We start from the raw sequence: 15,587 nt of genomic DNA, 5'->3' as shown, positions 1-15,587 counted from the left end.
TCTCCTATAAATTTAATTATAATCTACCTTACCAACTAAATTCACTAATTTAAACCTAATTTTAACATAATCAGATTTATATGCAAAACAACTATTCAGTCTTGAATGCTTGAAATAATTTCATTAATATACTTGTTAATATTTTCAGAAAAATTTTGCCGTCTCATAAACATTAATAAATTTAGATACTTATGTTTACAAAGTTTAAGAAGTTTGTCTGTTGAATTTAAAATTATATTTCTCAAATTTAAGATTACAGAATAAGCTATTTCTAAATTGCCTTGGTAATTTAACACTATATGCTGGATGTAGTTATATATAATACAATTTTGCCCATAATAATTTTCAAACTTGGTAATAGTTTGCACTATGGTAATTATATTATTAATATCTCTTTCTCTAATTGCTAAATTAATAAAACTCTTAATTGAAAATTCATCATTAACATATACAAAATATCTATAAAGCTTGCCCCTTGAAATAATTCTATCAAATCCCTTTTCTGGCAAAAGCCACACATTAAAAGCTTTTTCATATAAATTTAAATATTTTTTGGGGAAATTTCCATCTTTATTTGCAAGAAAATCTAAAATCCCTAAAAATTTATCATAAGCAGCATCACTATAGCTAGAATTAAGAATTCTATCAAGAAGTAAATAATTTTCATCATAATCTACAAAACCCTTCTCTTTTAAATCTATCCTACCTTGATTATATTTATTACCTCTAAAATGATTCCATACACTAACATCAAACTCTTTGTCGTATTCGTAATAATAAGTACTAAGAACCCAATCACCCCCCCCTACGACAATAATACCCGAATTAGCAGTAAGTCCTGACAAATCCTTAAGATTAGCATCTATAAAAGATGGCTCAAAATCTTCTTCAAAAGACAAAATTCCATTTGATTTGGTTGAAATTAAAAGATTTCTATTATTATAAAGAATAGCTTTCTCAATCTCAAGGTTTCTTTTTTTTTTGAATTTAAGCTTAAAATTTCTACTTAAATTAAAAAATATACCAACACTTGAAATTGCTACATATTCACCATTAAACTTTTCAAACAAAAAATTAATAGGAAAGCCTAGCTTAACAGAGCTAACAACTTCCCCAAAATCTCTACCATAAGCAACAATATGACCTGACTTATGACCAACAACTATCTCTTTTTTTGTATTTATCATTAACAAAAAAGGAAAAGCAACCAGCCTGGAAAACCATTTCTTATTACCCAAAGAATCAAACAAAAATATTTCATCATTTTCACTTGCAATGCAAAAATCACCATTATCAAAAACTACAGGAGAAGTAACAGATCTTCCACCTAAGTTGACTTCAAATATTTTTTTCCCACTATTTAAATCAATAGAAAGAACTTCCTTATTAACAAGAGGGATTAAAATGCTAGCATTACCTATGGCAGGAGGATGCAAAGGTGAAAATTTGAGCTTGTACTTCCAAACAAGCTTTCCTCTTTTGATCTTTTGAACTTCATTTCTAACTGTAATAACATAATACCCATTATCAAAATCTTTCAAAAGAAAAGGATGTGGAACCCTATTTAATCTATAAGAATATTTTTTTTCAAATGACATTGTATAAGTAGTCAACCACCTATCTTTTGTTAAAACCGTAATAGTATCACGTTTTTCATCAATAATTGGACTGCCCACAATTTTACCAGTTAATGCTTTTTGAAAATATAAATTAATATTAGAATAAAGCCTTAAAAAAGAAGTTGAAAAGACAAATATGAAAAGTACGCATCTCAAAATAAAAAACCTTTTAACTTTTAAAAAAACTGCTGCTAAAGACTAAAACCAGCATTATCACCATAAAGGCTATTTCTCAGATCCCTAATCTTAGTATCATCAACATACTCAGAAAAATTCATGTGTCGATCAATTATTCCATTGGGAGTAAACTCGATAATTCTATTAGCAATAGTATCTATAAATTGATGGTCATGTGATGTAAAAAGAACAACTCCCTTAAACTCTTTAAGCCCAGCATTTAAAGATGTAATTGCTTCAAGATCTAAGTGGTTTGTAGGCTGATCTAGTATTAAAACATTTGCTCCACTAAGCATAACCTTAGCAAGCATGCATCTTACTTTTTCTCCTCCTGAAAGAACATTTACCTTTTTTAAAGCTTCGTCTTGACTGAAAAGCATTCGACCCAAAAAGCCTCTAATATAAGTTTCATCTTGTTCTTTTGAATACTGACGCAACCAATCAACTAAATTCAAATCTAAATCGAAATATTTTCCATTATCCTTATTAAAATATGAAAAATTAACAGTAGAGCCCCATTCATAATGACCTTTATAATTTTTATCTTCATTTGTAATAATGTCAAACAAAAAAGTTGCAAACATGGGATTTCCCAAAAAAATAATCTTTTGCTGGGGTTCAACAACAATACTAAATTTATTTAAAATTAAATTCCCTTCAAATTCTTTTATCAAATTTTTAATTGTAAGAACATTTTTACCAAGCTCTCTTTCGCTTTTGAAATTAACATAAGGAAACTTCCTTGAAGAAGGTTTCAAATCTTCAACCCTTATTTTTTCAATCAACTTTTTCCTTGATGTTGCTTGCTTAGACTTAGACGCATTGCTAGAAAATCTTTGGATAAATGCCTTAAGTTCAGCAATTTTATCTTCAGATCGCTTTTTAGCATCTTTTAGTTGCTTGTTTAAAATCTGGCTTGTTTCATACCAAAAATCATAATTTCCAAGATACACTTGAATCTTTCCATAATCAATATCAACAATATGGGTACAAACTTGATTTAAAAAATGTCTATCATGAGACACAACAATAACTGTATTTTCAAAATTAATTAAAAACTCTTCTAACCATTTAACAGATTGTAAATCAAGATTATTGGTAGGCTCATCAAGAAGCAATATATCAGGATCACCAAAAAGCGCTTGCGCTAAAAGAACTCTAACCTTTAAAGACCCTTCAATATCGCTCATTAAATTATTATGAATTGACTCATCTATTCCAAGACCTTTAAGAAGAACTGCCGCATCAGATTCAGCCTCGTATCCTCCAAGCTCTGAAAATTCTGCTTCGAGCTCCCCGGCTCTAATTCCATCCTCATCGCTAAAGTCAAGTTTAGTGTAAATTTCATCTTTTTCCCTTTGAACAGAATAAAGTCTTTTGTGACCCATAATAACAGTATCTATAACCTTATATGCATCATAGGCAAATTGATCTTGCTCAAGAGCCGCTACTCTTTGATTTTTAGGAATAAATATTTCACCCTTAGTAGATTCAATCATTCCACCTAGTACTTTTAAAAAAGTGCTTTTTCCTGCCCCATTAGCACCAATTATTCCATAACAATTTCCAGAAGAAAATTTAATATTTACATCTTTGAATAAAACTCTCTCTCCAAATGCAACTTCCAAATTATTTACAGTTATCAAACTATTACCCTGCCTAAAATTGATATTCTAATAAGAAAATTATCTTGAAAATTAATTTAATTTTCAAGCACTATATAAATATATTGACTCAACTCTCAATTTTTTCGTATATTTAATATTATTAACATAAGGAGATGTTTGAAATGAAAAATATTAAGCCTTTAGCTGATAGAGTTTTAATAAAAATCAAAGAAGCTGAGAGTAAAACAATCTCAGGGCTTTACATACCAGAAAATGCAAAAGAAAAAACAAATATTGGAACAGTTATAGCCATCGGCTCTAAGAAAGAAGAGATCACTGTAAAAGTTGGCGATACTGTACTTTATGAAAAATATGCAGGAGCTGCTGTAAAAATTGAAAATAGAGAACATTTAATACTAAAAGCAAAAGAAATAGTTGCAATAATAGAAGAGTAAGAAGCTAAGTTTAGCCACTTAGCTTTAAGCTTAATAAAAAAATGTATCATAAAAATTACTGAAAATAGGGTTTTAGTATGAATAAAAAAATGACTGCGACTTAAAAAGAAAGTAAAAATGGTACAAAGTTTTGTATTTTTAAAAGAAAAATTATTAAAATTTACAAATACTTATAAATCAAAATTTTTATTAAGACTTGCGGCCTTGAATTAAGATTGCAAGCTTATCATAGAAACTTATTATTCTGATCAATCAAATTAAAAATTTCAAGCTTACAGAGTGCTGTAAGCTTGAAAAAGTGAACTTAAATGAGAAATCTAATTTTTAAAGAGAAAACCATATATTCAAGCAAATTCGATGACATATATTACAGTCCAAAGTATGGAATTGAAGAAAGTTTTTATACATTTATTAAAGGTTGCAATCTGGATTTAGAATTAAAAACAAAAGAAAATTTTTTAATAGCAGAGTTGGGGTTTGGAACAGGATTAAACTTTATATGTCTTTTAAAATTCATAAAAGAGAACAACATAACCTCAAAGATTAATTATTATTCTATAGAAAAATTTCCACTTAAAAAACACACAATAATGCAAATTTCAAAGTTCTTCACTAAAGAGATCCCTTATTTCAAATTATTGTTAAAACGTTATCCTAAAATTCCAAAAAAAAATTTAAAACTAAAAATAACAGAAAATGTTAATTTAAAAATTTTAATTGGAAGCGCTAAAATAAAAATTAAAGAAATTCCAAAAAATGTCGAATACTGGTTTTTAGATGGATTTAATCCTAAAAAAAACCCTGAAATGTGGAACAATGAAATATTTAATTTAATTGCTAAAAAAAGCAGCCCAGAATGCAAACTTTCAACATTTTCCTCTGCGCGAATCGTAAAAGATGGCTTAAAGCTTGCTAATTTCAAATACATCCATATAGAAAAAGGATTTGGAAATAAAAGGCATATGATAAGGGCTCAAAAAACTAAAAAATTACTTTTTTAATGCCTTAGACAAAAATCAAAATTTTAGACAAAAACCTAATACAAAAATATTCAACAAATATGATACACTATAAGATAGCAAAAAGGAGAAATTTAATGTCAAAAAAAGTATTTGCTATAGTTTTACTATTTTTAATATCTAATAATTATATCTTTGCAAAAGACACAATCAAGGATTTGTTTTTTATAAAAGATATATCAATAAAAAAAGAAAAATATTCTGAAGTCCTAAGTAATGCGAGCCTTGAGGGTATTATTGAAATTGAACATAAGGGATCATACATTAAAGATTATGATTCAAAAGTTAAACTTATCCTAAAAGAAAACGGATATAGAAGAAATTTTAGTTTTTTCAATCTTTTAAATACTAGCAATATAATCAGAAGTTTAAGCTTATTTGATGAGAGACCAAAAAGCATTAAAGAAAATGAAATCATATTATTGGGCGCAAAAATGATTAAAGAAAATCCCAATAGACGATACAAAGACGATGATGATTTTGAATTAAAGCTGAGCACAACTCGAAAAGGTAATCAAATTTATTTAATTCTTGATTTTGATTTTCTCTTTAGTCGAAGAAAAACGTTTCCATCAATTTATATCAAAGAAGAAGATGTATCAACAATAATAAACAGCTTCATAAAACTACAAGATTCAAACTTTTTATCCCCTCAAACATTCCCTAACAATTAGGAATGCAAAATAGCTATTAACAAAAAGCATAACTTTTGCTTAAAGTTAAAAGCTAGCCCAATAAATTAATTACATAAACAATTAGGAGTGCAAATGCTATTAACAGGAAGCACACCTTTTTGCTTAAAGCTAAAGGCTAGCCCAATAAATTAATTACATAATAATTTTTCACCTTTTTTACAGATTTTTTAAATTAATAATATACCTATTTATCTTATCAATTAAAGAAGAAAATTCTACAAATTTTAATTTTTCAGATTCAATAATTTCTTTAGGAGCATTCATTAAAAAATTTTCATTTTCAAGTTTCTTTGAAACAGAAATCTTAAGCATTTTATACTTTTCAAGCTGCTTTTTAAGCCTTATTAACTCCTTAGTTTTATTTATTAATGACCTAACATCTGCATAAATTTCAAAACCAACTGCAGGCACACCAAGCATATCATCATAATTTTCATTATAAAATATATTTTTAAAATTAATCATCTTTTTTGCAATGCTTTCATTGGCCCTAAAGTATCTCTCATATTTAAAGTCAGCATCAAACTTCAAAGCAACATCGATCTCAACACTAGAAGATATATTAAATTCACTCTTAAGTGTTCTAACAGCCACAATAAAAGTTTTAAATACTTTAAAACTTTCAAATTCTTCTTGAAAATTGTTAGCAATATCAAAACTTGGATATTCACTTAAGGCTAAAATATCTCCTTTTTCTGAAAATTCAGAAAAAATTTTTTCTGTAACAAAAGGAATGAACGGATGTAAAATTAACAATGCTTTTTTAAGAAAAAATAACAACTTAGAAACAGCCATATTCTGAATATCAACATTTTCACTATTCAAATCAATTTTACTAATTTCAATATACCAATCACAAAAATCATTCCAAAAAAACTCGTAAACAAATTTTGAAGCTTCATTGTATTTATAATTTGAAAAAGAAGACTCTACGCCAAGAATGGTTGAATTTAAGCTTGTAAGCAACCATTTGTCAATGTCATTAAATTTCAAATCATTTACTATTTCTCTATTTTTTAAATTTAAAAGAATAAATTTAGAAGCATTAAAAACTTTGTTTGCAAATTTAGCTCCAAGCATAAAATCTTTAGCATCAATATTTAAATCTTGACCTTGAACAGATAAAAAAGATAAAGTAAATCTCAAAGAATCACTTCCATACTTATGAATAATGTCAAGAGGATCTATTCCATTGCCTAAAGACTTTGACATTTTTTTACCTTGTTTATCACGCAAAAGAGGGGTAATATAAACATCTTTAAAAGGAATTTGCCCTGTAAATTCTAATCCCGCCATTACCATTCTTGCAACCCAAAAAAATATTATATCGTAAGCTGTAATCAAGGTATTTGTTGGATAATAATTTTTAAAATCAACAGCATCATCAGGCCATCCAAGCGAAGAAAAAGGCCATAGCCAAGAAGAAAACCAAGTATCAAGAACATCTGGATCTTGAATAAACCTCTTGCCCTTATTCTTTTCATCTAAAGAAGGATCAGTATCACTAACAACAATCTCAGATGTATCAATATTGTACCAAGCTGGTATTCTATGTCCCCAAACAAGCTGCCTTGATATACACCAATCTCTAATATTTGATAACCAATATTTATATGTATTTTCCCACTTTTTAGGATAAAATTTTAATTCACCATTCTCTAAAGCCTTTAACGCTTTGTCTGCTAAGGGCTTCATACTCACAAACCACTGAGTAGACAAATAAGGTTCAATAACCTCACCCGATCGATAACAATGACCAACCTGTTGTCTATGTTTTTTAACACATTGTAAAAATCCTTTTTCCATTAATTCTATCTCTATTTTAGATCTTGCATCCTTTATCCTTAATCCTTGATACTGTAAAGGAACATTTTTATTAAGTTTCCCATCTTGAGTTAAAATATTAACCTTAGGAATATTATGTCTTTTTGAAATTTCAAAATCATTAGGATCATGTGCAGGAGTAACTTTTAAAGCCCCAGTACCAAAGGTACTGTCAACATAAAAATCTGCAATAATTTTTATTTTTTTAGTTGTCAAAGGAATAGTAACATCTTTGCCAACTAAAGACTTATATCTCTCATCATTGGGATTAACAGCAATAGCAGTATCCCCAAACATCGTCTCGGGTCTAGTTGTTGCAATCTCAATAAAAGAAGAATCATCAATAAAATATTTAACAAAATAAATTTTACCATCAATTTCTTTGTATTCAATCTCTTCATCACTAACAACACTGCCAGATCCAGGATCAAGATTAACAAGATACTCACCCCTATAAATCAAGCCCTTAGAATATAAATCCTTAAAAACCCTGTTAACAGCCTTGCAAAGACTCTCATCAAGAGTAAACCTTTCTCTTGAGTGATCATAAGACGCCCCAAGTTTTTTTATCTGATTAACAATTATGCTTCTATGCTTATCTTTTAATTTAAAAATTTCTCGAACAAGCTCTTCTCTTTCAAAATCATCCTTACTTTTACCAATATTTTTAAGATGTCTTTCAAAAACAGCCTGTGTTGCTATTCCTGCATGATCTGTTCCAAAAAGCCACAAAGTATTGTGTTTTTTCATTCTTTTATACCTTACAAGAACATCTTGTAAAACAAAATTAAGAGCGTGCCCCATGTGCAATATACCAGTAACATTAGGAGGAGGCGCAACCATACTAAATTTTTTAAATAAAGAATTGTCTGGAAAAAAAACATTATTTTTAAGCCACTTGCTATAAATTTCATCTTCAAATGCCTTAGAATCATATTTTTCAAGAGATATACAATTCATTGTTTTAAATCTCCTACCATATCAATAACGTTTAAATTTTCAAAAAGCTCTTCATAAGTTTTTGAATTTATAAGATTTGAGAAATACTTACTCTGTTTTTCCTTCTCAGTAAAATATATCTTAAAATATTTTTTAAGTTTATTAAAATCTTTTCCAAGCTCCCAAGTAGCATGAAAATCCTTTATATGGAATTTTAATATATTTAACCTAAAATTTAAATTACTATCCAAAAAGTGTTTTGAAGAGAATTTGAATAAATTTAAATTCTTAAAAATTCCACGACCAAACATAATTCCATCAATTAAATATTTATCAACATAATATCTAGCATCCTTGAGACTCAAAACATCCCCATTGCCAATAATCAGAGTAGAAGGACTAATATCATTTCGCAATTTAACAAGTTTATAAAAAATATCAAAATTAACAGGACCTTCGCTCTGATTAACGGCAAGTCTTGGATGAACCGTTAACATATCAATTCCAAAGCCCAACAAAAAGCCTAGCCAATCATCAACTTCTGGATATAAAAATCCATGCCTGGTTTTAACACTAAGGGGTAAATTAAATCTCGCGCAAGCTTCTTTGCTTGCTAGGATTATTTCTTTAGCCAAAGATTTATTATTAATTAAAGCTGAACAAACTCCTTTTTTAATTATCTTACTCTTAGGACAACCCATATTAATATCAATCCCCCAAAACCCCTTGCCTCCTAATATTTCTATTGCTCTATAAAATTGCTCGGGAATATTGCCCCAAATTTGAGCAATTAAAGGCCGATTAAGTTCATTGGGCTTTAAAAAAATATGCTGAATAGATTGTTTTGAACCATTTAAAATTCCTTTTGCAGAAATAAATTCAGTAAAATAAATATGGGGCTCTCCTTCTCCAGATCCTATTAAGTGAATTAAATTTCTAAAAACAGTATCGGTAACATCCTCCATTGGGGCCAAAATCATAATTGGAAGAGGAATATCAAATAAAAACTTCATAAAATAACTATATAATAATAAAATAGAACTTTAATCAAAACAAAACAGTTGCTTAATAGATTTAAATTTTTTTTAAAAAACATTGCAATTTTTAGAATAAAAAACCACTATAAAAGAATTGACAATAAATGTCATCGTAAAATTTTAAAAAGTAGATAAACAATTTTTATAAAAAAATTTAAAAATTAATCCATAACAAGACTCTCGCCTGGAACCCTGGTCTTTCTTACTAAAGTATCTTTATATCCAGCAGATTTAATCAACTCTATATTTCTTTGAACATTATCAGCACTCGTAGGAATAAAAACAGTATAAAACGGCCCATGAGAATTTACCACAACAAAAAGACCTGCTTTTTTCAATATTCGATAAGCTCTATTAGCATAATCTTTTTTTCTATAAGATCCAACTTGTATATAAAAATCTATTTCTTTGTCAGCAGAAATTGAATAATCGACTGACAAATTTGGAGATTTATCAATAGAAATATTCTTCTCTGATTGCCTAGTTTTCTCTTCTTCTTCAATCTCAGGAGTATTAAATGCTTTTTTAAAATCACCAGATTTTGATACAGAAGGTCTTTTTTCATTTACACTTTCAATGACTTCGATTTTTACAGGAGCAACCCCTATTCCTAAAAAATCAAGCTTCTCAGCGGCATGTTTTGATAAATCGATTATTCTATCTTTCCTAAAAGGACCTCTATCGTTAATTCTTACAACAACTGATCTATTATTTAAAAGATTTGTAACCTTTACAGCAGTGTTAAAAGGTAATTCTTTGTGAGCAGCAGTAAGAGCCATCATATCAAATTTTTCGCCATTAGCAGTAGTTTTACCATGAAAAGCTTCGCCATACCATGAAGCAAGACCTACTGTAGCGGAATTTATATAAGAAGTAACAAAAAAAAATATAAACAGAAAAATAAAGCTTCTATTATCTCTTAAGATGGCATCAATTAAATTTCTCATAATGTTCATTATAATATAAAAACATATTTCAATAAACAATTGAACTCACAAATTGCTTATTTGCATTTTTTTTGATTTAATTATAAAAAGAAAAAAGTCTAAAAAATGATATCAACAGAAATAATCACCAGCAATCAAATACAAAAAGCAGCAAAGCTTATCAAAACAGGAGAGCTTGTTGTGTTCCCAACAGAAACCGTTTACGGAATTGGCGCGAATGCTTACAATGAAGATGCTGTAAAAATGATTTTTTTAGTAAAAAAAAGACCTATTAACAATCCTTTGATAGTACACGTCGACACAGTAAAAAAAATAAAAGAATTATCCGAATATATTCCCAAAAGTGCACTAATGCTAATTAAAAGATTTAGTCCAGGCCCTTTAACTTATGTTCTTAAAAAATCTGTAAAGATATCCAGATTTGTAAGTGGAAACTTAGACACAGTGGCAATAAGAATTCCTGCAAATAAAATAGCTTTAAACTTAATCAAAACATCTAAAGTCCCCATAGTAGCGCCATCTGCAAATATATCAAAAAGACCTAGCTCAACAAACTTTGAAATGGCCTTAAAAGAATTAAATGGACTTGTAAAGGGAATAATAAAGACAGAAAAAAGCAAAGACTTTAACATTGGAATCGAATCAACTGTAATTGGATTTGACCCAAAAGATAATGTGCTAATATTAAGACCGGGCGCAATAACAAAAAACATGATAGAAAAAGAGCTAAAAGGAAAATATACAGTAAATTATGCACAAACAAAAATAGAATTAGAAAAATCACCCGGCAACGTAATAGAACATTACAAACCAAAAATTCCTGTCTATTTATTTAAAAGTCAAGACAACATAAGAAGATATTTAAACAAAGATACAAAAATACTTATCACAAAACCTACTCTAAAATCCTATTTATTTAACTTTTTGTGGGATAAAAAAAATATTACGGTATTTAATACTCTTGAAGAATATGCACAAAATCTTTACAAAGAGTTAGTCAATTCTGAGAACAACTATAAACAAATCCTTAGTGAATTCTTAAAAGACGAAGAACTTGGATACTCGATAAACAATAGAATCAAAAAAGCTAGTTCAAATAGATTTATTAAATAAAAATAAAGCTAAATTATTCTTTTAAGAATTTAAATCGTCTAAAACATAGTACAACAAACTTCTTCCCCACACAACCTTAACAAACCAGTAAATTACCAATCAAACAAACTTAACCCAAGTTATTACAAAAATAAGAAATTCAATCTTTTGACTAATTAAAATAATCATGGATTAGCATAGTATATTCAAGGGGTATTTTGTCCTCATCAAAAGCAATACCAAGCGCAAAAACCTTTCCATTGGGCGTCTGAATAACACTTAAACTTTTTGATTTACCCTCAATAAAAATCTCTTTATCCATAAATTCAAAACTAAAAATCAAATCAATTGAATCATCTTTGACATTCCCATAATCAAAATAAGAAATTATTAAAGCACCCCCATAAGATAAATCTTTTATTAAGCATTTATGTTTTAATCCATTAAACTTGATAAAAGCTTTATCAGAGTCGATTTTTAACTTTCTAATAGAGTCTTTATCAACAATAATTCTCTCATGAATTCTTTGATTTTGCCCAAGTTTTAAATCAAGAAGTTTTCCAACCTTAATAGCAATCTCTTCTGGCACAGGAGATAAAAATTCCAACGTTAATAAATTGTATTCTTTATCTTGAGAAGAATAAGCAGAGGCGCTTAACAGTTTTACAGACAAAAAGGGAAAAAAAGCCGCGCTATTCTTGGAATCTGAATTTTTCTTAAGTTGAATAGAGCCTAAATTTTTATTTTTAGCCAAAGCGGGCAATACAGTATCTTCTTGAAAAATAAGCTTAAGAGAATCCATAGAAATAGAATAAATTACTCCAAGCGCAGAATAAACACCTATCTTCATCTCAATAGTATTGCGAAGATTTAAAAAACTATTTATCTCTGTACTCATTTTAATTTCTTTGCCCCTATACTTAGCTCCATAATCTCTTATTTTTCTAGATAAAAGCATAAACCTCTCCTTTCTCCTTTTTTTTAATATAAAAAATAAAAATACTAAACGGAGTTTAAAACTGCTTTAAATAGCTTTAAACCAATAAAATTATAAACAAACTTAATCAACAATCAATAAATCTACTCTTAAAATCAAAACATAACATCACCCAACTCTTATAACTTACAACATACAGCATTTGTTTAATTAATAAAATTAAAAATGATGTTTACATAGTGTAAAATTATAACAGTAATTTTACACTATAACAATCAACTTATAATATTATTAATTCTTATACACTTATAGTATACTTTAGTAAAAAGTATGAAATTAAATAGGATTAATTTGAAAAAAATAAATAAGCATAAACTACTTATTTATTTAACATGTTTCACAGTTAGTTTTTCTATTATCGCAGTGTCATTAGCAATATCTAAGACTATAAACATACAAAAAGATAAAAATTTCGGATATGTAAACCCAGCAATTCCTTCAAGGCTTTTAGATATCAATGGAAAACAAATAACTCAATTTATATCTGATGAGAATAGAGAATTAATGCCTTTGAGAAAAATGCCTGACAATCTAATTAATACACTCTTAATACGAGAAGATATTGGTTTTTTTTCTCATCGAGGTTTTTCCTTGATAGGAATATTTAGAGCCGCATTTAATATTATTCTTGGTAGATATTTTTCAGGAGGCAGCACACTAACCCAACAACTTGCAAAGCTTCTCTACACAAATCAAGCAAGAAGATCTATTTTGAGAAAATTACATGAAATATGGTGGGCAATTCAACTTGAAAAAAAACTCTCAAAATACGAAATACTAGAAAAGTACCTTAATAAAGTTTATTTTGGAAACGGCAACTATGGAATAGTTGCAGCATCAAAATTCTTTTTTGGCAAAAGCGTAAATAAAATCAATACAGCAGAATCCGTGATGATGATAATCCAACTCCCAAATGCAAAACTTTATTCTCCTCTTTACAATCCAGAATTTTCAAAAAAAATACAGCGTGCGGTTTTAAACCAGGTTGTATCAAATGGAATAGTAAAAGCCGAAATTGCCGAAAAAGAATTTAATGAATATTGGCAAAATTATGATTGGACTAGAATGGCTGATACATCTGCAGTTTCAAACAAAAAAGACCAGGCCCCTTATTTCTCTGAATACATAAGACAAAAAATACTAAAATATTTACCAGATGGCGCAAATATATATAAAGACGGATACTCAATATACTCAACTCTTGACCTTGAAGCACAAAAATATGCAGATAAAGTTACAAACGATATGATTACTAAAGCAAGAACAATGCACAATTTAAATAGATCATCTGAAACAATAATTATTAATTCAGAAATTGTCCCTGTAGTAGATGCAATATCAGATTTATTAGGAATTAAAAATTTAAGAATAAATGGAAGGCAATATAAAAAATTAAGAAAAAGAAAATTTTACGAAGACAATATTGATCTAATTGCAAGCTTTGGGGCAATACTTGGAATTGATAAAATAGATAAGGCAACAAAAGAATATATTATTAAAAATAAATTAACACCAAAACTCATTGCACAGCCTGAAGGAGCAATGATAGCAATAGACACAACAAGCGGAGCAATAAGAGCAATGGTTGGAGGAAGTGGCCATGCTAAAGACAATGAATTTAATCGAGCCACACAAGCAAAAGTTCAACCTGGAAGTGCATTTAAAACATTATATTTTGCAGCCGCAATAGATCTAAAAAAAATAACAGCTGCCACGATGTTTTCAGACTCCCCGGTAGCATTTCTAAATAAAAACGGAGAAGTTTATGCTCCAGAAAATTATGGTGGCAAATGGCGAGGTAACGTTTTAACACGACAAGCATTAGCTTTGTCTTTAAATATTCCATCATTGAGAATATTAGACAAACTAGGTTTTGACTCTGCGATTAGCTACTCCTCAAAACTACTAGGAATAAAAGATCCAAAAGAAATAGAAAAAACATTCCCAAAAGTTTACCCACTAGCACTCGGTGTAATATCAGTTTCTCCAATCCAAATGGCAAGAGCCTTTGCAATTTTAGGAAATAGTGGTAACGAAATTGAACCTTATGGAATAAGATACATTGAGGACAGAACTGGAAGAATAATAACAAATGAAGAAGCAAACATATTAGCTAAAATAAAAAATAAAGAACATCAAACTCAAATAGTGTCTCCTCAAACTGCTTATATCATTACAGATATGATGAAATCAACAATTCAATACGGAACCTTAGCAAATCAAAGATATACAAATCTCAAAAATTTTAAATCTGACATTGCTGGAAAATCAGGAACAACCCAAAATTGGGCAGACGGATGGGCAATAGGATACTCCCCTTATATAACAACAGCATTTTGGGTTGGATTTGACAAAAAAGGATATTCACTAGGAATATCTGGAACAGGAACAGGATTGGCGGGGCCTAGTTGGGGAGAATTCATGGCAGAATATCACAAAAACCTACCTAAAAAAGTTTTTGTAAAACCTTCAGGAATAATTAGTATCCCCGTACAAGCAGAAACAGGACTATTACCAGAAGAAATTGCTGAGGAGAAAATAATAAATGAACTATTTATTTCTGGCACCCAACCAATTGAAAAATCAAAATATTATGAAAATAAATTGGAATTTAAAAATACAATGGAATTTAATATATATGGAATTGATGAGATTAACAACAATGAAATTAATTTTGACACTCCAGAATTTGAATATCTTGATAATAATCTTGAAAACCTAAATAATAATAATCTTGAAAACCTAAATAATAATAATCTTGAAAACCTAAATAATAATAATAATCTTGAAAACCTAAATAATAATAATAATCTTGAAAACCTAAATAATAATAATAATCTTGAAAACCTAAATAATAATAATAATCTTGAAAGCCTAAATAATAATAATCTTGAAAGCCTAAATAATAATAATAAAAATAAAGATGAAATAGAAATTAACATTCAAGAACCCTTAAATGGAATAGAAAATAAAAATTTACAACAAGGTCCAACAAACATTAACAACGATAACAAAGAAGAAATGTTTATTAAAAACACCAAAGAAATTAAAGACGAAGTCATTGTTAATGAAAGAAAAACAGAAGAACAAGACAAAAAAGAATTAGATTTACACAACAATGAAAATAAGAAAATTAACAATAAAGACGTCAACGGAGAAGATATCCAATTGGATTAAAA

11 protein-coding genes are annotated in these 15,587 nt (G+C 28.5%); 5 read left to right on the top strand and 6 right to left on the bottom strand.

Features of this window, described 5'->3' with window-relative positions:
• Window positions 1–95: 95 nt before the first annotated feature.
• Together QIA31_RS04275 and QIA31_RS04270 are read right to left on the bottom strand one after the other, a co-directional pair.
• Window positions 96–1,775, bottom strand: a complete 1,680-nt coding sequence (locus QIA31_RS04275; RefSeq protein ID WP_301394374.1) for a PQQ-binding-like beta-propeller repeat protein — start codon at window positions 1,773–1,775, stop codon at window positions 96–98.
• Window positions 1,776–1,810: 35 nt separating this feature from the next.
• Complete coding sequence (locus tag QIA31_RS04270) at window positions 1,811–3,442, bottom strand: ABC-F family ATP-binding cassette domain-containing protein (protein ID WP_301394373.1); 1,632 nt, start codon at window positions 3,440–3,442, stop codon at window positions 1,811–1,813.
• Window positions 3,443–3,585: 143 nt separating this feature from the next.
• Here QIA31_RS04270 and groES point away from each other — a divergent pair, with 143 nt between their 5' ends.
• The 3 genes from groES (at window position 3,586) to QIA31_RS04255 (ending at window position 5,551) form a co-directional block, all read left to right on the top strand.
• Window positions 3,586–3,858, top strand: coding sequence for a co-chaperone GroES (groES, locus tag QIA31_RS04265; protein ID WP_151060385.1), 273 nt, complete (start codon window positions 3,586–3,588; stop codon window positions 3,856–3,858).
• Window positions 3,859–4,166: 308 nt separating this feature from the next.
• Window positions 4,167–4,859, top strand: a complete 693-nt coding sequence (gene mnmC2, locus QIA31_RS04260; RefSeq protein ID WP_301394372.1) for a tRNA (5-methylaminomethyl-2-thiouridine)(34)-methyltransferase MnmC2 — start codon at window positions 4,167–4,169, stop codon at window positions 4,857–4,859.
• A gap of 95 nt (window positions 4,860–4,954) precedes the next feature.
• Entirely contained in the window at window positions 4,955–5,551 is a 597-nt protein-coding gene (locus QIA31_RS04255; RefSeq protein WP_301385869.1) for a hypothetical protein, read from the top strand.
• A 177-nt stretch (window positions 5,552–5,728) separates the two neighbouring features.
• On the opposite strand, the gene valS is transcribed toward QIA31_RS04255, so the two are convergent.
• The 3 genes from valS to QIA31_RS04240 all read right to left on the bottom strand — a co-directional run bounded on the left by valS (window position 5,729) and on the right by QIA31_RS04240 (window position 10,319).
• The gene (gene valS / locus QIA31_RS04250; RefSeq protein ID WP_301394371.1) at window positions 5,729–8,356 is read right to left on the bottom strand and encodes a valine--tRNA ligase; all 2,628 of its coding nucleotides are present in this window, start codon (window positions 8,354–8,356) and stop codon (window positions 5,729–5,731) included.
• Complete coding sequence (locus tag QIA31_RS04245) at window positions 8,353–9,348, bottom strand: tRNA-dihydrouridine synthase family protein (RefSeq protein ID WP_301394370.1); 996 nt, start codon at window positions 9,346–9,348, stop codon at window positions 8,353–8,355. Before QIA31_RS04245 ends, valS begins: the two co-directional genes overlap by 4 nt.
• Window positions 9,349–9,533: 185 nt before the next feature.
• Window positions 9,534–10,319, bottom strand: coding sequence for a septal ring lytic transglycosylase RlpA family protein (locus QIA31_RS04240; protein ID WP_301394369.1), 786 nt, complete (start codon window positions 10,317–10,319; stop codon window positions 9,534–9,536).
• 105 nt (window positions 10,320–10,424) lie between these two features.
• On the opposite strand from QIA31_RS04240, the gene QIA31_RS04235 reads away from it, so the two are divergent.
• Window positions 10,425–11,432: an L-threonylcarbamoyladenylate synthase gene (locus QIA31_RS04235; RefSeq protein WP_301394368.1), complete on the top strand. Its 1,008-nt coding sequence runs from the start codon at window positions 10,425–10,427 to the stop codon at window positions 11,430–11,432.
• A 151-nt stretch (window positions 11,433–11,583) separates the two neighbouring features.
• Here QIA31_RS04235 and plzA read toward each other — a convergent pair whose 3' ends face one another.
• Window positions 11,584–12,369: a c-di-GMP-binding receptor PlzA gene (gene plzA, locus QIA31_RS04230; protein ID WP_301394367.1), complete on the bottom strand. Its 786-nt coding sequence runs from the start codon at window positions 12,367–12,369 to the stop codon at window positions 11,584–11,586.
• Between the two features lie 309 nt (window positions 12,370–12,678).
• Here plzA and QIA31_RS04225 point away from each other — a divergent pair, with 309 nt between their 5' ends.
• Entirely contained in the window at window positions 12,679–15,585 is a 2,907-nt protein-coding gene (locus tag QIA31_RS04225; protein ID WP_301394366.1) for a penicillin-binding protein 1A, read from the top strand.
• The last annotated feature ends 2 nt before the right edge of the window (window positions 15,586–15,587 follow it).

Source organism: [Borrelia] turdi, from assembly GCF_030439285.2.
In the GTDB taxonomy this organism is placed as follows: Bacteria; Spirochaetota; Spirochaetia; order Borreliales; family Borreliaceae; genus Borreliella; species Borreliella turdi.
This window is presented reverse-complemented; position numbering and strand designations above follow the sequence as displayed.

Excerpts from the sequence above, each read along its gene's own strand:
- groES (WP_151060385.1), top strand. The coding sequence starts at position 3,586 with ATGAAAAATATTAAGCCTTTAGCTGATAGAGTTTTAATAAAAATCAAA.
- mnmC2 (WP_301394372.1), top strand. The coding sequence starts at position 4,167 with ATGAGAAATCTAATTTTTAAAGAGAAAACCATATATTCAAGCAAATTC.
- QIA31_RS04255 (WP_301385869.1), top strand. The coding sequence starts at position 4,955 with ATGTCAAAAAAAGTATTTGCTATAGTTTTACTATTTTTAATATCTAAT.
- valS (WP_301394371.1), bottom strand. The coding sequence starts at position 8,356 with ATGAATTGTATATCTCTTGAAAAATATGATTCTAAGGCATTTGAAGAT.
- QIA31_RS04245 (WP_301394370.1), bottom strand. The coding sequence starts at position 9,348 with ATGAAGTTTTTATTTGATATTCCTCTTCCAATTATGATTTTGGCCCCA.
- QIA31_RS04240 (WP_301394369.1), bottom strand. The coding sequence starts at position 10,319 with ATGAGAAATTTAATTGATGCCATCTTAAGAGATAATAGAAGCTTTATT.
- QIA31_RS04235 (WP_301394368.1), top strand. The coding sequence starts at position 10,425 with ATGATATCAACAGAAATAATCACCAGCAATCAAATACAAAAAGCAGCA.
- plzA (WP_301394367.1), bottom strand. The coding sequence starts at position 12,369 with ATGCTTTTATCTAGAAAAATAAGAGATTATGGAGCTAAGTATAGGGGC.
- QIA31_RS04225 (WP_301394366.1), top strand. The coding sequence starts at position 12,679 with ATGAAATTAAATAGGATTAATTTGAAAAAAATAAATAAGCATAAACTA.